Raw genomic sequence first — 20988 nt, 5'->3', positions numbered from 1 at the left:
TCGCGGTAGCTGATCTTCACGGCTGGCCCTCCGGTGCGGATACGCCGTCGAGCAGCGTGTCCACGCTTTCCCACGGCGCCGCTTCAGCGTATGCAACGGCGGCCCGCACTTCACTTTCAGCCTTCGCGTCCAGCGCCAGGAAGTCCGCTTCCGTCAACACGCCCTGCTCCTTGAGGCGGGAGGAATAGCTGTGGATCGGGCCGCGCTGCTTCCATTGCTCCACCTCGGCCTTGTCGCGGTACAGTTCCGGGTCGAACATGGAGTGGGCACGAAAGCGGTAGGTGCGGCATTCGAGGAAGAACGGGCCATGCCCTTCGCGCACATGATGCGCGGCCGCGCGGGCGGCGGCCAGCACGGCTTCCACGTCCATGCCGTCCACACTGGCCGTCGGCACTGCGTAACTGGCTGCCTTGGCGCACAGGTCCACCTGCGATTCGGAGCGTTCCAGCGCCGTGCCCATCGCGTACAGGTTGTTCTCGCAGATGAACAGCACGGGCAGCTTCCACAACGCGGCCAGATTGAGCGACTCGTGGAACGCGCCTTCGGCCATCGCGCCTTCACCGAAGAAGCAGGCGTTGACGCGCTTCTCCTTGCGCATATGATCCGCCAGCCCCAGTCCGGCCGCCAGCGCCAGCCCGCCGCCGACGATGGCATTGCCGCCATAGAATCCATGCGCCTGGTCGAACAGGTGCATGGAACCGCCCCGGCCACGCGAACAACCGGCCGCCTTGCCGAACATCTCGGCCATGATGGCATCCATCGCCACCCCGCGCACCAGCGCGTGTGCGTGCTCGCGGTAGGTGGCCACCACCCGGTCTTCGGCGGCCAGGGCGTGCAGTACGCCCACGGCCACCGCTTCCTCGCCCACGTACAGGTGCAGGAAACCGCGTATCTTCCCCTCGCCGTACAACTGGGCCGACGTTTCCTCCATACGGCGGATGCGCAGCATGTCGGCCAGCAGCGCAAGCCGCTGCTTGGTGGCGGGTTTGGCACTCATGCGCCGGCCTCCAGGGTGGACGTGTCGCCCTCGGGCAGGCCGAGTTCGCGCGCCTTGAGCAGCCGGCGCAGGATCTTGCCGCTGCGGGTGCGCGGCAGCGAGGGGAGGAAATCGATCTCCTTGGGCGCCACGGCCGCCCCCAGCCGCTTGCGCGCGTGGCCCAGCAGTTCCATGCGCAGCGCCGGCGTACCTTCGTAGCCGGGTTTGAGCGAGACGAAAGCCTTGATCATTTCGCCCACCGTGGGATCGGGCTTGCCGATCACGCCCGCCTCGGCCACGGCCGGATGTTCGAGCAGCGCGCTCTCCACCTCGAACGGCCCGATCAGGTGGCCGGACGACTTGATCACGTCGTCCGAGCGGCCCACGAACCAGTAATAGCCGTCCGCGTCGCACCGGGCCAGGTCGCCCGTCAGGTACAAGTCCCCGTCGAAGCACTTGCGGTAGCGGGCATCCTCATTCAGGTAGCCGCGCCACATGGACGGCCAGCCGCGCTTGAGGGCCAGTTCGCCCACCGTGTCCGGCTCGGTGGCCACGTGCACGGCGCCGTCCGCATCGCGCGTGACGATGCAGGCGTCCACACCCGGCAGCGGGCGGCCCATGGAGCCGGGCTTAATGTCGAAGCCGGGCGTGTTGGCGATCATGATGCCGCCCGTCTCGGTCTGCCACCAATTGTCGTGGATCGGATGGCCCAGCACTTCCTCGCCCCACCACACGGCTTCCGGATTGAGGGGCTCGCCCACGCTGGCCACCATGCGCAGCGCCGGATAGGTGGATACCCGCGCCGGCGCCGGGCCGGCCCGCATCAGCATGCGGATCGCGGTGGGCGCCGTGTACCAGACCGTCACCGCCTGCTCGCGCAGGATGCGATACCAGCGCTCGGCGTCAAATTCGGCTTCGTCGATGATGGACGTCACGCCATGCAGCAGCGGCGCGACGATGCCATACGAGGTGCCGGTCACCCAGCCCGGATCGGCCGTGCACCAGTAGATATCGTCCGGATGCAGGTCGAGCGCGTATTTGCCGGTGGTCCAGTGGGTGAGCGCGGCGCCATGTACATGCAGCGCGCCCTTGGGTGTGCCGGTGGTGCCACTGGTGAAATGCAGCAGCGCGTAGTCGTCGGCGCTCGTGGGCGCGATGTCGAACAGCCCTGAAGCGCCGTCCATCGCCTCGTCCCAGTCCAGCGTACCCGGTATCTCCTGGCGCGCCTCGCCGGGGGCGCGCACCAGCAGCACGTGCCGCAGGCCAGGCAGCCTATCCCGCAGCGCTTCCACCTTGCGCCGGTACAGGGTGGGCGTGGTGACCAGCACGCGCGCGTCGCCCAGCGACATGCGGGTGGCGATCGGTTCAGGGCCGAAAGCCGAAAACAGGGGGCACACCACCGTCCCGCGCTTCATGCTGCCCAGGACCGCGATGTACAGCGCCGGCACGCGTCCGGCCAGCACGAACAGTCGCTCGCCGCGACCCACGCCCAGCCCGGCAAGCACGTTGGCGAAGCGGTTGGTCTGGTGTGAGAGCTGGGCGTAAGTGAGGTCGCTCTGCCCCTGCTCGCCGATAAAGCGGAACGCCACCCGCTCGCCCTGCTCGCCACGGGCATGGCGCTCCACGGCCTCATGGGCGATATTGAGGCCGCCGCAGGGCAGGAAATCGAGCGCGGCGCGCACGCCGTCCCAGGAAAAACCGGCCCGTTCGGCCTCGTAGTCGGTCCAGTTCGGGGCTGGCCGCAGGGCCGCCGCACGGTGCTTGATGATGCCAGGTCTCTCCACAGCAGCCCCCCAATCGGGTTCGTTCCATCAGCGCTACCGTTCCAATGTAGGGTTCTTCATTTCCCCTGTCACCGGCCGGTTTTGATCTACATCAATTGGCGGCCGAATTGCGGCACTGCCGGCCAACAGCATTCAGGCGCGAAATCGGTACAAAATTCGCCCCGGTTGACACGAATCAGCGTGCTTTCCTGACGTGGCGCAAAATTCGGACTACATTGGTCATATAAGCCGACAGCACATGGGCGAACAGGGGGAGGCGGACATGAGCAAGGTAAGCAGATTCAAGGACCGCGTGCACGCGGGTAAGTTACTGGCCCACGCGCTCGACGCTTACGCCGGGCGGGCCGACGTGGTGGTACTGGCCCTGCCGCGCGGCGGCGTGCCGGTGGGCTATGCCGTCGCCCGCGAACTGGATGTCGACCTGGACGTGCTGGTGGTGCGCAAGCTGGGCGCGCCGGGCCAGGAGGAACTGGCCATCGGCGCCGTCGCCAGCGGCGGCATCCGGGTGATCCACCACGACATGGTGGCGGAACTGGGCGTTTCGCCCGACTACGTGGAAGCACTGGCGGCCCGCAAAATGGCCGAAGTGGCGCAGCGCGACGAATTGTTCCACGGCGGCCGTCCGCCCGTGGCGCTGGAAGGACGGGTCGCCATCCTGGTCGATGACGGCATCGCCACCGGCGCCACGATGGAAGCGGCCGTGAAGGCGCTCTACCACGCCGGCCTGGCAAGGGTGGTGGTGGCCGTGCCGGTGGCGTCGGCGGAGGCGGTGCACACGCTGCGCCCGCAGGTGGACCAGCTGGTGTGCCTCACCGTGCCCGAGCCATTTTTCGCCATCGGCATCTGGTACGACGATTTCGAACAGACCAGTGATGCGGAAGTGATAGCCCTGCTGCAGCGGGCCGACGCCGCCCGCCGCGCCGATGCGCGCCTAAGCCAGGGAGACGGCCATGCCCACCCCACGCCATGAACTGGTACGTATCCCGGCCGGTTCCGGTCCCGCTGCGGTCCACATGGAAGGCATGCTGGAACTCCCCGCCGAGCCATTCGCGGTGGTGCTGTTCGCCCATGGCAGCGGCAGCAGCCGTTTCAGCCCCCGCAACGGTTACGTGGCCACCGAGTTGCGGCGGGCCGGCATGGCCAGCCTGCTGATCGACTTGCTCACTCCCGAGGAAGACCAGGACACCAACGCCCGCTTCGACATCGCCCTGCTGACGGACCGGCTGGCCACGGCCGCCGCCTGGCTGCGCCGCCATCCGTCCACCGCGCCGCTGCCGCTTGGCCTGTTTGGCGCCAGCACCGGCGCGGCCGCGGCGCTGCGGGTGGCCGCTGGCGCCCGCAACGGCGCCGTGGGCGCAGTCGTCTCGCGCGGTGGACGGCCGGACATGGCTGGCACGGACGCCTTGCAGCGCGTGGCCTCGCCCACCCTGCTCATCGTCGGCGGCGCCGACGACGTGGTGCTGGACCTGAACCGCGCCGCCTACGCCCAGCTCCATTGCGAGAAATCGCTGTCCATCGTGCCGCACGCCACCCACCTGTTCGAAGAGCCGGGCACGCTGGAAGAAGTGGCGCGGTTGGCCACGGCGTGGTTCGCCGGCCATCTGGGACCGGCCACCTGCAATTGAGACGACCGGGCTGCGCCCATCCTCCCCTATCGCCCGGCCGTGTGGCCCCCACGCGCGCGGGCGGGCGACCGCTTGAAATTATCAAAAACGCAAAATTCGCATAAACGATTGACACCCGCGCGCCACTCGCGCTAAGGTCTGCGGCGCTTTGATTCTTTCTCCCCAACAATCAAAAGGCCCCCATGACCCCTGCCCTGTTCACCCGCCGCGACATGCTGCGCGCCGCCCTGTCGGCCGCCGCTGTTTCCTCCCTGCCCACGCTGGCGCACGCCCAGGCGCCAGCCGATGCCCGCCTGAACGCCCTGCTGTCCGACTTCGCCGACGAGATCCTGCGCCTGTCGCCCACCTCAGCCACCTCGCTGGGCCTGGACACGGGCGCGCGCGCCGCGCTGCGCTCGCAACTGGAAGACGCCTCGCCGGCCGGCGACGCCCGCTGGGCCGAGCAGGTCAAATCCATGCTGACCCGGCTGGCCACTATTCCCCGCGACCAGCTGGGCGACGACGCGCAAATCCGCTTCGACTGCGTACGCTACGCGGCCAGCGAAGGCGTGGCCGGCCTGCGCTTCCCATTCGGCGGTGCGGCCAGCGGCTTTTACGGCGGCACCGCGCCCTTCCCCGTCACCCAGCAGGATGGCGCGCTGACCCACCTGCCTGAATTCCTCGATTCCCAGCACCGCATCACCAACGCGGACGACGCCGAAGCCTACCTGGCCCGCGTGTCCGGCATGGCCCGCGTGCTGGACCAGGAAACGGACCGCATCAAGGCCCAGGCCGCGCAAGGCGTGATGCCGCCCAATTTCATCGCCCACACGGCGCTTGGGCAGTTGCGCGCCTACCGCAAGACGGCCATCGCGCGCCAGAAACTGGTCACCTCGATCGCCACCCGCACCAAGGCGCTGGGACTGGCCGGCGACTGGCAGGCACGCGCCGCCAGACTGGTCGAAACCCAGGTCTATCCGGCATTGGATCGCCAGTTCGCCGCCTATGCCAAGGCCACGGCCCGCGCCACCGACGTGGCGGGCGTGCACCGCCTGCCGGACGGCGAGGCCTACTACGCCTGGGCCCTCGAACTGGGCACCACGACCACCAGCACCCCGGCCGAGATCCACGCCATCGGCCTGGAACAGACCCGCATGCTGCAAGCCCGCATTGACACCATCCTCAAGGCCCAGGGCATCACGCAGGGCACGGTGGGTCAGCGCATCCAGGCGCTGGCCAAAGACCCGTCGCGCTTCTACGCCGACGATGCGGCCGGACGCGAGCAGTTGATCGCCTTCTGCAACGAAAAAGTGAACGCGGCCCGCGCCCTGATGCCGAAGATCTCGCACCTGGACTTGAAGGTGCCGCTGGTGATCAAGCGGGTGCCGCAGGACATCGAAGCCGGCGCGCCGCTGGGCTACATGAACTTCGCCGCGCTGGACGGCTCGCGCCCGGCCATCTACTACATCAACCTCAAGTCCACCCATTTGTGGCCCAAGTCCGAGCTGACCACGCTGACGGCGCACGAAGGCATCCCCGGCCACGCATGGCAAGGCGCCTACCTGGCCGAGCACCACGCCGAACTGCCGATGATCGCCTCGCTGATGGGCTTTAACGCCTTCGTCGAAGGCTGGGCCCTGTACGCCGAACAGTTGATGGATGAATTCGGCCTGTACGCCAACGACCCGTTTGGCCAGATCGGCTACCTGCAAGGCCAGATGTTCCGCGCCTGCCGGCTGGTGGTGGACACGGGCCTGCACGCCAAGCGCTGGACGCGCCAGCAAGCGATCCGCTTCCTGGTCGAGAACTCGGGCCGCGGCGAGGCCGCCATGACCAGCGAGGTGGACCGCTACACCGTGTCGCCGGGCCAGGCCTGCGGTTACAAGATGGGCCACAACGAGATCCTGCGCCAGCGCGAGCGCGCGCGCGAGGCGCTAGGCGAGCGTTTCGACCTGCCCGGCTTCAACGACGCCATCGTCAGCAGCGCCGGCGTGCCGCTGACCGTACTGCCGACCGTGATCGACCGCTACATCGCCCGCAGCAAGAGCTGAGCCTGTTGTTCATGCTTTACGGTTCAGTCTGTAAAGGGGCATACTCTCGTCTGTAAGCCAAGATTTGATGACATAAGGACGTGAGTTTGATGGAAATACGCTGGAAACGGTGGGTAGCGGGTAGCGCTGGCGTGATGGCCGTGTATGCGGGCGCAGGGTTTTGGTTGTTGCCACAGGTCATCAAAAGCCAGGTGCCCAAGATCGGACAGACTGTGCTGGAGCGGCAGATGTCCGTGGGCGACGTGCGCTTCAATCCCTACACGCTGCGGCTGGAAGTGCAGGACTTCCGGCTGGCCGAGGCCAACGGCGCGCCGCTGTTCTCGGCCGGCCAGTTGACGGTGGATCTGGAATGGCGCTCGCTGTTCCGCCGCGCGTGGACGCTGGCCGAAGTGCGCCTGACGGCGCCGCAAGCGCTGCTGGCCATCGGGCCCGATGGCACCTTCAACATCGCGCAGTTGATGGATACGCTGAACCGCCGCCCGCACGAGGAAAGCAGCGGCATGCCGCGCCTGTCCATCACCAGCTTCGTGCTGGAACAGGGCAAGCTGGTTTTGCGCGACCAGCACGCCGGCTATGCCGATCAATACACGCCCATCGATTTCAAGCTGGCCAACCTGAGCACCCTGCCCGATGAAAACGGCAGCTACACCTTCAGCGCCGACGCCACGGGCGGCGGCACGCTGCGCTGGCGCGGCGACGCCAGCCTCAACCCCATCGCCGGCAAGGGCGAACTGGTGCTCGACAAGGTGGCCCTGCCCGGCGTGGCGGCCTACCTCAAGCCCTACACGCGCGCCAGCGTGACGGCGGGCCTGCTGTCGGCCAAGCTGCCCTACCATTTCAGCTACAAGGACGGCAAGTTCGACGCCGGCCTCGATGGCGCGGCGCTGGGCCTGCACGACCTGGCCGTGGCCCAGGGCGCACCGGCCGCCACCTTCGCGGCCTTGAAGACATTTGAACTGACGGGCGTGCAGGCTGACCTGGCCAGCCGCACCGCGACTGTGGAACGCCTGAACGCCGCCGACGGCAAATTCTCGCTGCGCCGTAACGCCAACGGCGAACTGGATCTGGCCCAACTGGGCGCACCCGAGGCACCGAAAGGGGCCGCACCAGCCGCCGCGACAGCAGCAGCGGGACAAGTGGCACCGGCGGCACCAGCGGCACCCGGAGCGACGAAAGCTGCGGCACCAGCAGCGCCAGCAGCAGCTACCGTGGCGGCAGCACCCGCGTCAAACAAGACGGCAAGCGTCCCGCCGGCATCGGCAACCGCCAATCGCGCGCCGGCCCCGGCCAAGCCTAGCGCCCCACCGCCGCCTTGGAAGCTGCAACTCAAACAGCTCGACTTCGACCGCCTCGCCTTCGACGCCGTCGACGAAACGGCCAACCCCGCGCTCAAGGTCAGCATGGACAAGGCGCAACTGCACCTGCGGCTGCAAGCGGAGCAAGCCCCGGCCGGCGTTAAGCTCAATCTCGACGGCGCGACCTTCTCGCTGGCCGACCTGACACTGGCCAGCGGCACGCAAACGCCGTTCAAGCTCGGTGAACTCGGCTTCACCGATGGCAGCATCGACCTCGCAGGCCATCGCGCCACGTTCGGCCGCCTGTATGCGGACGGTGGCCAGTTGCAGCTTGCGTTCGACGCCAAGGGCCAACTGGCCTTGCTGGGCCACCTGCCCGGCAGCGGCAAGGCCGCGTCCACGGCCAGCGCCAAGGCCCCGGCTGCTGCAAAACCAGCGCCAACACCAGCCGCCGCGCCCGAGCCAGCGGCCTCGCCCTGGCAAGTGAACGCCAAGAGCGTGGAATTCAACAAGTTCACGGCCGCGTATGCGGACCAAAGCACGGGCATCAAAGCCAACGTGCAGGACTTCAACCTCAAGCTCGATGACGTCAGCAATGACCTCAAGCAGGCCGTCAAGTTCCAGGCCGGCCTGGCCGTGCGCGAGGGTGGCAAGCTGACGGCGCAAGGTTCCGTCGTCCCGGCCACCGGTGCCGTCGATACGGCCGTCGAAGTCAAACAACTGGCGCTGGCGCCCGTGCAGCCGCTGCTGGCCAAGTTCGTGAAGCTGAAACTGGCCGGCGGCACCGTTTCCGCGCGCGGCCAATTGAACACCAAACCAGGCCCCGCCAGCCGCACCAGCGTGCGTTACGTGGGCGCGTTCGACGTGTCCGGCCTGGTGCTGAACGAGGACGATGGCGACCGCTTTGCCAGCTGGAAGACGGTGCGCACCGATAAACTGACCCTGAGCCTGGCGCCGGACCTGCTCGATATTCCTGAGCTGCGCATCGTCGAACCGAACGCCAAACTGATCATCGAGAACGACCGCAGCTTCAACGCGGCCCGCTTGCTGGTCGAACCGGCCAAAGGAACGAGCGCCGGTACGCCAGCCGCCGCCAGCGCATCTGCCAAGCCAGGCGCAACGGCTGCTACCGCTGCTACCACGTCTGCCAAGCCAGTTGTCGCTGCCGCGAACAAACCCGCGGCGCAGGCCAGCCAACCGTTCCCCGTCCACGTCCAGCGCGTGCGGCTGCAGAACGCCAAGCTCGATTTCACGGACTTGAGCCTGCGCCCCCAGTTCAGCGCCAAGATTTATGAACTGGGTGGCGTGATCACGGGCCTGTCCTCGAAACGCGATGCGCGCAGCCAGGTGGAACTCGACGGCCGCGTGGACGAATTCGGGATGGCCCGCGTGCGCGGCCAGCTTAATCCCTTCGCCGCCAGCGAGAACACGGATCTGAACGTCGTGTTCAAGAACGTGGACATGGTCTCGGCCTCGCCGTACACGATGAAATTCGCCGGCTACAAGATCGCCCAGGGCAAGATCTCGCTGGACCTCGAATACAAGGTGCGCCAGAACCAGCTCGAAGGGAACAACCACATCGTGCTCGACCAGCTCACGCTGGGCGAACGCATCGACAGCCCGGACGCGCTCAAGCTCCCGCTCGAACTGGCGCTGGCCATCCTCAAGGACAGCGACGGACGCATCGACCTGGGCCTGCCGGTGGCCGGCGACATGAACGATCCCCAGTTCAGCTACGGCGCCGTGGTGTGGAAAGCCGTGGGCAACGTGCTGACCAAGATCGTGACGGCACCGTTCCGCGCGCTGGGCAACCTGTTCGGCATCAGCGGCGACAAGCTGGAAGCGATCAGCTTCGATCCCGGCAGCGACGCCCTGCTGCCGCCGGAGCGCGCCAAGCTGGCGCAAGTGGCGCAGATCCTGGCCAAGCGCGGCCAGTTGACCCTGTCCGTGCCGGGCCAGTACAGCGAACAGGCCGACGGCGCCGCCCTGCGCGCGCGCGCCGTGCGGCGCGAGATCGCCAAACGGGCCGGCATCAAGCTCGAAGCGGGCGAGGAACCAGGACCGCTGGACCTCGGCAGCAGCCCGGTGCGCAGCGCGCTGCGCAGCCTGTACGGCGAGCGCTTCGGCTCGGCGGAACTGGACAAGGAGAAGAAGGCGGCCGAAGCGGCAGCAGCGGCGCCGGTGGCAGCTAGTGTTGCTAATGCAGCCAATGCCGCCAAGGCGGGCGATGCGGCCAGTGCGGCCAACGCAGCCAACGCCCCCGCGCCAGCCGCCGCCCAGAAGAAACTTGCCGTGTGGCAGAAGCTTGGCAAGCTGATCCAGGGCGAGCCGCAGGTGGCCGACGCCAGCGCCTTCTATCGGACGCTGCAAACGAAGCTGGAACAGCGCCAGCCCCTGCCGGCCGACGCCCTCACCCGCCTGGGCACACAGCGCGCCGGCGCCATCGTGGCCGCGCTGACGGAAGGCGGCGTCAACCCTGCCAGCACCCGCGCCACGGCGCCGGAAGCGGTGGCGGCCGACGTGGGCCAGCCCGTCAACCTCAAACTGGGATTATCGGCCAAATAATCGCCCCCCTCCCGCCCCGCGAATTGCTGGTTGACTTTGTAGCCACAAACCATTACATTCGCGGGGTTTTCATTTTATGGAGCCCCGTCATGGGCACCTGTTCAGGTGATTGTAGTGGTCAGCTTCGCGCTGACACCGCCAGAGCAAGATAACGCAGGATAATCTCCCGCCGTCATCTCGCCTCTCGCGGATGACGGTATCTCCAGGCCGACTTCGGTCCGCCTTCCGATGTACCATTCCCCTAGCCACCGGCCGCGCCGGTGTTTGCCGTGTGCGCGTGCGCATGCCATGCGGGGAATGCGCCAGTCACACTACGCCACAAGTTTTATCGTCGTGCCGTCCGCACCGGACGGCGCCAGGTCACGACCGGATGCGCCGCGCGCGCTCCCTTGTAGCGAGAATTTGCATGAAGAATCAACGTATCGACAGCACCAGCGCCACCGGTGCGCCGCCAGCCCCACGGTCCAGGAACCGGCTGCAAAGCTGGTTGAAGAAACTCGGCCCCGGCCTGATCACGGGCGCGGCCGACGACGACCCGAGCGGCATCGCCACCTATTCGCAGGCCGGCGCCCAGTTCGGCCCCAACCTGCTGTGGACCATGTTCTTCACCTACCCGCTGATGGTGGGCATCCAGGTGGTGAGCGCCCGCATCGGCCGCGTCACCGGCATGGGCCTGGCCGGCAATATCCGCGCCCACTTCCCGCGCTGGCTGCTGTATGTGATCGTCAGCCTGCTGTTGGTGGCCAACACCATCAACATCGCGGCCGACGTGTCGGCCATGGGCGAGGCGCTCGGTTTGCTGATGGGCGGTTCGTCGCGCCTGTACGCGGCCTGCTTCGGCGTGGTGTCGCTGGTGCTGCAGATCATCGTGCCGTATTCGCGCTACGTGCGCGTGCTCAAGTGGCTCACGCTGGCCCTGCTGGCCTACGTGGGCGTGGTGTTCGCTGTCCACATCTCCTGGGGTGAGGTGGCGCTGTCGCTGGTGGCGCCCAAAATGGAATGGAACGCGGCCGCCATCACCACCATCGTGGCCGTCTTCGGCACCACCATCAGCCCCTACCTGTTCTTCTGGCAGGCGTCGCAGGAAGTGGAGGAACTGGAGGCCGATCCCAAGCGCCGGCCCTTGCTGGAAGCGCCTGAACAGGCACGCCCCAGCTTCCGTCGCATCAAGATCGACACCTACCTGGGCATGGGCTTTTCCAACCTGGTGGCGTTCTTCATCATCCTGACCACGGCCGTCACGTTGCATGTGCAAGGCATCACGACCATCCAGACCTCGGCCGAGGCGGCCAGCGCGCTGCGCCCCATCGCCGGCGAATTCGCCTTCCTGCTGTTCGCGGCCGGCATCATCGGCACCGGCTTGCTGGCCGTGCCCGTGCTGGCCGGCTCGGCCGCCTACGCCATCGCCGGCGCGTTCGAATGGAAGAAAGGACTGGAGCACAAGCTGTTCGACGCCAAGGGCTTCTACGGCATCATCGCCGTCTCCACGCTGGTGGGCGTGGCGCTGGGCTTCACGCCGATCGACCCGATCAAGGCCTTGTACTGGAGCGCCGTCATCAACGGCGTGATCTCGGTGCCCATCATGGCCGTGATGATGATCATGGGTTCCAACAGCAAGGTGATGGGGCGCTTCGTCGTCACCCGCAAACTCAAGTGGCTGGGCTGGCTGGCCACGGCCGCCATGACCGTGGCCGTGGTGGCCATGTTCCTCACGCTCGACCTGTCCTGAAAAAAGGAAGCAACTGAATGAAGAAGCACCATCTGCGCCGCCTGGCGGCTGCCCCCTTCTGCCTGTTGGCGCTGTCCCACGCCCACGCCCAGACCACCACTGCCGACGACAACCCAGCGCCGGAAAGCTGGGCCATCCACGGCCAGCTCACCAACGTCACCCAGGGCCACAAGCGCTTCGCCTCGCCCTACCAGGGCCAGAACAGCCTGGACGCGGCCGGCCGCACCGAGGAAACCACCGACATCACGCTGTACGCTGGCGTGCGCCTGCCCAGCGGCACGGAACTGTGGCTCAATCCCGAGATCGACCAGGGATTCGGCCTCAGTAACACGGTTGGCATGGCCGGCTTCCCCAGCGGCGAAGCGTACAAGGTCGGCGCGGACACGCCCTACCTGCGCCTGCCGCGCGCGTTCTTGCGCCACACGTTCGCGCTCGGCGGTGCGCAGGAAGCCGTGGAAGCGGGACCGAACCAGCTGGGCGGCGCCCGCACGCAGGACAACGTGGTGCTGACGGCCGGTAAATTCTCCGTCACCGACATTTTCGACACCAACAGCTATGCCCACGATCCACGCGGCGACTTCCTCAACTGGTCGCTGATCGACGCCGGCGCCTTCGATTACGCAGCCGACGCCTGGGGCTTCACCTACGGCGCGGCGCTGGAATGGAACCAGGGCAGCCGCACGGTGCGCGCCGGCGTGTTCCAGTTGTCGGCCCAGCCGAACGGCAAGATCATCCGCCCCACGCTCAGCCAGTTCATGCTGGTCGCGGAACTGGAGCAGCGCTACCAGTGGGATGGCCACGGCGGCAAGGTCAAGCTGCTCGGCTTCGCCAATCACGCCAGCATGGCGCGCTACGCGGATGCCGTGCACCAGGCGGCAGGCGTCGCGTCCAGTGTCCCTGGTGTGCCCAGTGTGCCCGACGTGGCCGGCGTGCGCCGCACGGCCTGGCGCACCGGGCTGGCCGTCAACCTGGAACAGGAACTGACGGCCGACGTGGGCCTGTTCGCGCGCGCCAGCGTCAACGACGGTGCCAAGGAAGCCTATGAATTCACGGAGATCAACCGTTCGCTGTCGGGCGGCGTGGCCGTCAAGGGCGCGGCCTGGGGCCGTCCGGACGACACGGTGGGCGTGGCCGCCGTCGTCAACGGCCTGTCCGGCGACGCGCGTGCCTATTTCGCGCAAGGCGGCATCGGCATCCTGATCGGCGACGGCGGCATGCAATATGGCGCGGAGCAGATCCTGGAGGCCTACTACGCGGCGCGCCTGGGTAAGCACCTGAGCCTGACGCTGGACGTGCAGGAGGCCAACCATCCGGCCTACAACCGCAGCCGCGGCCCGGTGCACCTGCTGGCCGCGCGCGTGCACGCGGAGTTCTGACGACGGGGACCGGTCTTACCTGATGCTTATTTGATGCCCTTGATGGCCGCCTTGTACTCGGCCGAGGCGGCCGCCCTGGGGATGGCATCCCACAGGGCCGCCGCCAGTTCCGGATGCGCATCGCGGAACTGGTGCGACAGGCACAGGTAATAACGCTCCTGTGAAAACACCACGGGCAGCGCTTCGATCTTGCCGGCGAACGGGGCACGCTCAATCAAGGGCTGACCATCGCGTTCGAAACCGATCGCCAGGTCGTCACGCCGCGCCAGCAGCTTGGCGAAGTTGGTTGCCAGGTCGGCTGCGCCGTCATCCGTCTCTGCCCCCAGCGCCCGCAACCGATCGCGCATGACGAGTGCGCCATGCGAGGAGAGCACCTTCCCGTTCAGGTGCAACAGCCGCTTGCCATCCCAGTCAACCAGTTCGCCGGTGCGACGGTACAACATCAGCCGCGCCTGCGCCGTCGCCTGCTGCGGATCGGGCTCCTTGTTATCAACGGAAAAAGCGCAGAAGTCAGCCACCTTGGGCGCATAGCCGGCGGCCGGATAACCCTGCGCCAGATTACGCCGTATCTCCTCTGCGCAGCGGGCCACGGGAGCGTGGTGGTACTCCACCTGAACCCCCACCCTGGCCGCCGCCATGCGCACCAGGATCTGCGCCGTGCCCTCGCGTTCCAGCAGCACGTAGGGCGGGTGTGGTCGCGCGTCTACGCACAGCCGCAACGGCGCCGGTGCGTCCTGCGCCCAACCGCTAGCGGCCAGCGCCCACGCCGCGATCCATCCCCAGTTTGCAATTCGAACCATGCACGCCCCTACGAAGTTCGCTCAACCGTAAGCACGATTATAGCGTGGCGCTATTTGATGCCTCTGATGGCGGCACGGTACTCGGCCGAGCCGGCCGTGCGGGCAATGGCGTTCCACAGGGCCGTCGCCTGCGCCGGGTTGGCGTCGCGGAACTGGTGCGACAGACACAGGTAGTGGTACTCGTTCGCAAAAGCCACCGGCAGCGCTTCAATCTTGCCGGCAAAGGGCGCGCGCGCCAGCAACTGCTGGCCGTCGTTCTCGTAACCGAGTGCCACGTCGCCCCGGCGGGCCAGCAGTTTCGCGAAATTGGTTTCCAGGTCGGCGGCGCCATCGTCGGTCTCCAGGCCCAAGGCCTGCAGGCGCTCGCGCATCAATACGGCGCCGCGCGAAGACAACACCTTGCCACTCACATTCGACAGGCGCTTGCCGTCCCAGTCTGCCGGGTCGCCCGCACGACGGTAGAGCATCAGGCGCAGCAGCCCCGTGGCCCGCTTCGGGTCGGGATCGTCGCCCTCCATGGGAAAAGTGCAGAACGCTTTCGCCCTGGGTGAGAAGCCGGTGGCCGGATACCCCTGCGCGAGATTGAGCCGGATCTCCTCGGCGCAGCGCGCGGCAGGCGCATGGTAATACTCGACCTGCATGCCGGCCCTGGCAGCCGCCATGCGCACCAGGATCTGGGCCGTGCCTTCACGGTCCAGCAGGACATAGGGTGGATGGGGACGCGCGTCCACGCATAGCCGCAGCGCAGTTTCCGCGCCCTGCGCCCAACCACTGGACGCGAGCGCCGCTGCCAACCATGCCGATGCGTTTCGACCCATGCATTCCCCGAAATAGGATAGACCCCTGTGCGCCAGATTATAGCGCCGCCCCGCCAGGGTCAACATTCATGCAGATTAGCAATTCGGCCCGCACGCCGGCTTCCTGCACGCGCCGCGAAATAGGACGATAATAAAAGGCCATTCTTACTACCCGCACAACCGCACATGACTGCTCTCGCCGCTTTCCCGATCACGGCCAAATGGCCCGCCACCCATCCCGAGCGCTTGCAACTATATTCGCTCACCACGCCCAACGGCGTGAAAGTCTCTATCGCGCTGGAGGAAACGGGCTTGCCTTACGAAGCCCACCTGGTCGATTTCGACAGCAACGACCAGATGTCGCCCGCCTTCCTGTCGCTTAATCCGAACAACAAGATCCCGGCCATCATCGATCCCAACGGCCCGGACGGCAAGCCGCTGGCCCTGTTCGAATCGGGCGCCATCCTGCTCTACCTGGCCGAGAAGACGGGCCAACTGCTGCCCAAGGACGCGGCCGGCCGCTACGAAACCATCCAGTGGCTGATGTTCCAGATGGGCGGCGTCGGCCCCATGTTCGGCCAGGTCGGTTTCTTCCACAAGTTCGCCGGCCGCGAGTACGAGGACAAGCGCCCGCGCGACCGCTACGTGGCCGAGGCGGCGCGCCTGCTGGGCGTGCTCGAACAGCGGCTGGCCGGGCGCGACTGGATCATGGGATCGCAGTACACGATCGCCGACATCGCCATCTTCCCGTGGGTGCGCAACCTGATCGGCTTCTACGAGGCCGGGGAACTGGTGCACATCGAACGCTTCCCCAACGTGCAACGCGCGCTGGCCGCCTTCCTCGCGCGTCCCGCCGTGGTGCGCGGACTGGCCATCCCGGCCCGCGGCGCATAACGGGGCGCTAATGGGGCGGGTGCGGTAACGGGGCATCTGCGCGGGCGAGTGTTGTTGGCAAACTACAAGACGCGATACGCCCGCGTTCGCTCCGCTGCGCCGTTCCGCCCCGCTCACCTGTCTCCTGCTTAGTTCTTGCTTTGCTAGCAATGGCCGGCTGTGCGAGAATCGTCGGGTTTTGCGGCCCGGCCGGCAACCCGCCCGCCTCCGGCCACGGAACGACACCAGGAGATAAGATGTCAGGTGAGCATAACGAACTCAAACGCGGATTGAAAAGCCGCCACATCCAGCTGATCGCGCTGGGCGGGGCGATCGGCACCGGGCTGTTCCTGGGCATCGCACAAACCATCCAGATGGCCGGCCCGTCCGTGCTGCTCGGTTACGGCGTGGCCGGCTTCATCGCCTTCCTCATCATGCGCCAGCTGGGCGAGATGGTGGTGGACGAGCCGGTGGCCGGTTCCTTCAGCTATTTCGCCAACAAATACTGTGGCCACCAGGCCGGCTTCATGTCGGGCTGGAATTACTGGGTGCTGTATGTGCTCGTCAGCATGGCCGAACTGTCGGCCGTGGGGATTTATGTGCAGTACTGGTGGCCGGGCATCCCGACATGGATGTCGGCACTGGCCTTCTTCCTGATCATCAATTCGATCAGCCTGAGCAACGTGAAGGCCTTCGGCGAGATGGAATTCTGGTTCGCCATCATCAAGGTGGCGGCCATCGTCGGCATGATAGGCTACGGCGGCTGGCTGCTGCTGTCTGGCGGCGCGGGCCCCGAGGCCAGCGTGGCCAACCTGTGGCAGCATGGCGGCTTCTTCCCCAACGGTGTGGGCGGACTGGCGATGGCCATGGCCGTCATCATGTTCTCGTTCGGCGGGCTGGAACTGGTCGGCATCACGGCGGCCGAGGCGGACAACCCGTCCGTCACCATCCCCAAGGCCACCAACCAGGCCATCTACCGCATCCTGATTTTCTACATCGGCGCGCTGGGCATCCTGCTGTCGCTGTATCCATGGCAGAAGGTGGTGAGCGGCGGCAGCCCGTTCGTGCTGATCTTCCACGCGCTGAACAGCAATCTGGTGGCCAACGCCTTGAACGCCGTGGTGCTGACGGCCGCACTGTCCGTGTACAACAGCGGCGTGTACTGCAACACGCGCATGCTGTACGGCCTGGCCCAGCAGGGCAACGCGCCGCGACTGCTGCTCAAGGTGAATGGACGCGGTGTGCCGCTGGCGGCGCTCGGCGTGTCGGCCGTGGCCACGGGGGCCTGCGTGGCGGTCAACTACTTCATGCCGGGCAAGGCGTTTGAAGTGCTGATGGGGCTTGTGGTGTCGGCGCTGATCATCAACTGGGGCATGATCAGCTGGATCCATCTGCGCTTCCGCGCGCAGAAACGCGCCACCGATCAGACCACGGCGTTCCGCAGCCTGGGCTACCCGCTGACCAACTACCTGTGCCTGGTCTTCCTGGCCGGCATCCTGGTGGTGATGTATCTGACGCCGGACCTGCGGCTGTCGGTCTACCTGCTGCCGGTGTGGCTGGTGGCGCTGGCCATCGGCTACCGCCTGCGGGCCAAGAACGCCCCGGCGGTCGCCGCCTGAGGAAAACTCAACATACGTCGTTCCCGCGCACGCGGGAACCCATACTGACTGTCCAAATATGTGGTCTATGGATTCCCGCCTGCGCGGAAATGACGAACTGGAAGCTTTCGGGTCCCCTTAATGGTATGGTCCATTAGGGGGCACCATATTCAAGCAGTCTTCGCTTCCTGCACACCCAGTTCCTGCTTCATCAGGTCGCGGATCTTGAACTTCTGGATCTTGCCCGTGATCGTCATCGGGAACTCCTCGACGAAGCGGATGTAGCGCGGCACCTTGTGGTACGCGATCTGCCCTTCGCAGAACTTGCGCACGCCCTCCTCCGTCAGGCTCTGGCCGGGCTTGACGACGATCCACGCGCACAGCTCCTCGCCGTATTTCGTGTCCGGCACGCCCACCACCTGCACGTCCTGCACGGCCGGATGGCGGTACAGGAATTCCTCGATCTCGCGCGGATAGATGTTCTCGCCGCCCCGGATCACCATGTCCTTGATGCGGCCTACGATGTTGACGTAGCCTTCCTCGTTCATGGTGGCCAGGTCGCCCGTGTGCATCCAGCCGTCGGCGTCGATGGCTTCGCGGGTCTGGGCCTCGTCGCCCCAGTAGCCCTGCATCACGGAGTAGCCGCGCGTGCACAGTTCGCCCGGCTGGTTACGGGCCGTGACGGCGCCCGTGTCCGGGTCCACGATCTGCACTTCCAGGTGGTCGCGCACCATGCCGACCGTGGAGACGCGCATGGCCAGCGGCGTATCGGTGCCGCTCTGGCAGCTCACCGGGCTGGTTTCCGTCATGCCGTAGGCGATCGTCACCTCCGACATGTGCATGTCGCCCACCACGCGCTTCATCACCTCCACCGGGCACGGCGACCCAGCCATGATGCCGGTGCGCAGCGTGGACAGGTCGAATTCGGCAAAGCGCGGGTGATCGAGTTCCGCGATGAACATGGTGGGCACGCCATGCAGCACCGTGCAGCGCTCGTCCTGCACGGCCTGCAGCACGGCCAGCGGTTCGAAGCCGCTGCTCGGATAGACGATGCAGGCGCCATGCGTGAGGCTGGCCAGATTACCCAGCACCATGCCGAAGCAGTGGTACAGCGGTACGGGAATGCACAGGCGGTCGCGGTCCGTCAGCTTCATCGCTTCGCCCACGAAGAAGCCGTTGTTGAGGATATTGCGGTGGGTGAGCGTGGCGCCCTTGGGGAAGCCCGTGGTGCCGCTGGTGAACTGGATATTGATGGCCTGGCACGGCTGCACGCCGGCGGCCACCGCGCGCACGCGCGCGTCGTCGGCCTGGCCGTGCGCCAGCAGCGCGGAGAAGCGCAGCATGCCCGCCTCCTCGGCGCCGGCGCCCGGCTCGTCGATCCACACCACGGTGCGCAAGTCCGGCAGGCGCGCGCAATGCAGGTCACCCGGCGCGGCGCCGGCCAGTTCGGGCGCCAGTTCACGGATCATGGACAGATAGTCGCTGGTCTTGAAACGGGCCATGCTGACCAGGGCCTTGCAGCCCACCTTGTTGAGCGCGTACTCCAGTTCCGCTACCCGGTAGGCCGGGTTGATATTCACGAGGATCAGGCCCAGGCGGGCCGTGGCCAGCTGCATCAACACCCATTCCACGTTGTTATGCGACCAGATGGCGACGCGGTCGCCCGTGGCCAGCCCTGCGCCCAGCAGCGCGCTGGCCAGCCGGTTCACCTCGGCCTGCAGTTCACGGTAGGTGTAGCGGCGCTGCTGGTGCAGGCTCACCAGCGCTTCGGCATCCGGGTGGCGCGCCACGATGGTGTCGAAATAATCACCGATGGTTTGTTCGATCAGCGGCTTGTCGGTCTGGCCGCGGGCATAGCTTTGTTCAACCTGGTGCTGCGTCATCTAAGTCTCCTGTTATTGCACTTTTGACCACTCTTGAATTAGAGCATTTGATTTATTTATGTAAAGATACCGCAACTGACATGCGCCCCGCCGCACTTTTTGCGGCAGCCGTGACTTGGCGACGGGAATGACACAACAGCGGTAAAAAATCGAACAAAATCAAGAAGATGTAAGCAAAGTGTAAGCCTGCGCCGATAGCCGGAAGTGATAAACAACGATACCCTGAAAACGACAAGGGAGGCGCATGGCCTCCCCCGTTTCAGGCAGCGACGAAACGTCCGTGTCAGGACACCGCGCCCCCCAGTTCATGCATCGGCACCTTGTAGGTTTCGCGCGCCGTCGCCACGGAGATGGCCGCGATGATGCTGGTGACCGTCACGAAGGCAGCCACCGGCACCCAGCCGCCGGCGCCCGGCTGCAAAATGGCGGCGCTGATGGTGGGCGCAAAGCCGCCCAGCGCGAAACCGATCTGGGTACCGATCGCCATGCCGGACAGGCGCACACGCGTGTTGAACATTTCGCCATACAGCGAAGGCCAGACACCGTTGGCTGCGCTGTACACCAGGCCAGACAGCAGCAAGCCGAAGGTGAAGATCAGCGGCACGTTGACGGCGGCGATACTCCACATATAAGGCCAGATCAACGCGGCCGAGCCCAGCGCGCCGAAGATGAACACCGGCTTGCGGCCGATGCGGTCGGCCAGCGAAGCGAACATCGGGATCGCGCCGAGCGCCACCACGTTGGCCAGCACCAGCACCGTGAGCATGGTGGCGCGGGGTATGTGCATGGTGTTGACGGCATAGGACAGCGTGAACACGCCAAAGATGGTGCTGACCACCGACACCAGCGCGGCGAAGATCACGCGCAGCAGGTTGGCCTTGTGGTGCTGGAACAGGATGGCCACGGGCATGCGGCCGGCCTTGTCGGCGCGCTCCTCGGTGAAGGCGGGCGTTTCCGGCAGCGTGCGGCGCACCCACATGCCCACGGCCACCACCACGGCGCTCAGGAAGAAGGGAATGCGCCAGCCCCACGCCAGCAGCTGATCTTCCGGCAGCGCCGAAATGGGCAGGAACACCAGCGTGGCCAGGATCAGGCCGGCCTGGGTGCCGCTCAGCGTGAAACTGGTGAAGAAGGCGCGCCGGTGGGCCGGTGCGTGCTCCAGCGTCATCGAATTGGCGCCCGCCTGTTCACCGGCCGCCGACAAGCCTTGCAGCATGCGCAGCACCACCAGCAGGATGGGCGCGGCGATGCCGATCTGGCCGTAGGTGGGCAGCAGCCCCACCGCGAAGGTGGAGATCCCCATCAGCAGCAGCGTGAACGTGAGCACCTTCTTGCGCCCGTACTTGTCGCCCACGTGGCCCAGCAGGACGGCGCCGATCGGGCGCGTGACATAGCCCACGCCGAACGTGGCGAAGGCGGCGATGGTGGCCGTGGCCGGATCGAAGGCGGGGAAGAATATCTTCCCGAACACCAGCGCGGCCGCCGTGCCGTAGATGAAAAAGTCGTAGTATTCGACGGCGCTGCCGATCCAGCTCGCGAACGCCGCCTTGCGCGGCGATCGTTGCGGCTTCGATTCACCGTTGGCGGCCTGGCTGCGGGCCGTGCTTGCACTTGCTATTGACATGTCTTCCTCCAGGAACTTGAATGTACCCCGTTT

Annotated in this window: 14 protein-coding genes; 8 read left to right on the top strand and 6 right to left on the bottom strand. The window is 66.4% G+C overall.

The window, feature by feature from the left end:
- Positions 1 to 16: 16 nt before the first annotated feature.
- On the bottom strand, positions 17 to 997 hold the full coding sequence (gene pdhA / locus H3H37_RS11430) for a pyruvate dehydrogenase (acetyl-transferring) E1 component subunit alpha (RefSeq protein ID WP_182162480.1): 981 nt from the start codon (positions 995 to 997) through the stop codon (positions 17 to 19).
- Complete coding sequence (gene acsA / locus H3H37_RS11425; protein ID WP_182162478.1) at positions 994 to 2760, bottom strand: acetate--CoA ligase; 1767 nt, start codon at positions 2758 to 2760, stop codon at positions 994 to 996. The genes pdhA and acsA overlap by 4 nt, the downstream gene beginning before the upstream one ends.
- Positions 2761 to 3022: 262 nt before the next feature.
- On the opposite strand from acsA, the gene H3H37_RS11420 reads away from it, so the two are divergent.
- The 6 genes from H3H37_RS11420 to H3H37_RS11395 all read left to right on the top strand — a co-directional run bounded on the left by H3H37_RS11420 (position 3023) and on the right by H3H37_RS11395 (position 13380).
- Positions 3023 to 3730: a phosphoribosyltransferase gene (locus tag H3H37_RS11420; RefSeq protein WP_182162476.1), complete on the top strand. Its 708-nt coding sequence runs from the start codon at positions 3023 to 3025 to the stop codon at positions 3728 to 3730.
- Complete coding sequence (locus H3H37_RS11415; protein WP_182162474.1) at positions 3711 to 4385, top strand: dienelactone hydrolase family protein; 675 nt, start codon at positions 3711 to 3713, stop codon at positions 4383 to 4385. Before H3H37_RS11420 ends, H3H37_RS11415 begins: the two co-directional genes overlap by 20 nt.
- Before the next feature lie 182 nt (positions 4386 to 4567).
- Entirely contained in the window at positions 4568 to 6415 is a 1848-nt protein-coding gene (locus H3H37_RS11410; protein ID WP_182162472.1) for a DUF885 domain-containing protein, read from the top strand.
- Between the two features lie 89 nt (positions 6416 to 6504).
- Positions 6505 to 10275, top strand: coding sequence for a DUF748 domain-containing protein (locus H3H37_RS11405; RefSeq protein ID WP_182162470.1), 3771 nt, complete (start codon positions 6505 to 6507; stop codon positions 10273 to 10275).
- Between the two features lie 406 nt (positions 10276 to 10681).
- The gene (locus tag H3H37_RS11400; protein WP_182162468.1) at positions 10682 to 12004 is read left to right on the top strand and encodes an NRAMP family divalent metal transporter; all 1323 of its coding nucleotides are present in this window, start codon (positions 10682 to 10684) and stop codon (positions 12002 to 12004) included.
- Positions 12005 to 12021: 17 nt separating this feature from the next.
- On the top strand, positions 12022 to 13380 hold the full coding sequence (locus tag H3H37_RS11395; protein WP_182162466.1) for a carbohydrate porin: 1359 nt from the start codon (positions 12022 to 12024) through the stop codon (positions 13378 to 13380).
- Positions 13381 to 13406: 26 nt separating this feature from the next.
- Here the strand turns inward: H3H37_RS11395 and H3H37_RS11390 are convergent, their stop codons facing one another.
- Together H3H37_RS11390 and H3H37_RS11385 are read right to left on the bottom strand one after the other, a co-directional pair.
- Positions 13407 to 14180 carry a transporter substrate-binding domain-containing protein gene (locus H3H37_RS11390; protein WP_182162464.1) on the bottom strand — a complete coding sequence of 258 codons (774 nt, stop codon included), beginning with the start codon at positions 14178 to 14180 and terminating at the stop codon, positions 13407 to 13409.
- 50 nt (positions 14181 to 14230) lie between these two features.
- The gene (locus H3H37_RS11385; RefSeq protein ID WP_182162462.1) at positions 14231 to 14998 is read right to left on the bottom strand and encodes a type 2 periplasmic-binding domain-containing protein; all 768 of its coding nucleotides are present in this window, start codon (positions 14996 to 14998) and stop codon (positions 14231 to 14233) included.
- A gap of 165 nt (positions 14999 to 15163) precedes the next feature.
- Here H3H37_RS11385 and H3H37_RS11380 point away from each other — a divergent pair, with 165 nt between their 5' ends.
- Complete coding sequence (locus H3H37_RS11380; protein ID WP_182162460.1) at positions 15164 to 15871, top strand: glutathione S-transferase N-terminal domain-containing protein; 708 nt, start codon at positions 15164 to 15166, stop codon at positions 15869 to 15871.
- A gap of 236 nt (positions 15872 to 16107) precedes the next feature.
- Positions 16108 to 17469 (top strand): amino acid permease, encoded by a 1362-nt coding sequence (locus H3H37_RS11375; RefSeq protein WP_182162458.1) that lies wholly within the window; start codon positions 16108 to 16110, stop codon positions 17467 to 17469.
- 149 nt (positions 17470 to 17618) lie between these two features.
- Here H3H37_RS11375 and H3H37_RS11370 read toward each other — a convergent pair whose 3' ends face one another.
- Together H3H37_RS11370 and H3H37_RS11365 are read right to left on the bottom strand one after the other, a co-directional pair.
- On the bottom strand, positions 17619 to 19331 hold the full coding sequence (locus tag H3H37_RS11370; protein WP_182162456.1) for an AMP-binding protein: 1713 nt from the start codon (positions 19329 to 19331) through the stop codon (positions 17619 to 17621).
- Positions 19332 to 19614: 283 nt separating this feature from the next.
- Positions 19615 to 20955: an MFS transporter gene (locus H3H37_RS11365; RefSeq protein WP_182162454.1), complete on the bottom strand. Its 1341-nt coding sequence runs from the start codon at positions 20953 to 20955 to the stop codon at positions 19615 to 19617.
- Positions 20956 to 20988: the final 33 nt, after the last annotated feature.

It is taken from the genome of Rugamonas brunnea (assembly GCF_014042345.1).
GTDB classification, from domain to species: Bacteria; Pseudomonadota; Gammaproteobacteria; order Burkholderiales; family Burkholderiaceae_D; genus Rugamonas; species Rugamonas brunnea.
The sequence above is the reverse complement of the archived record's forward strand: the minus strand, read 5'-3'. Positions and strand labels throughout refer to the sequence as shown.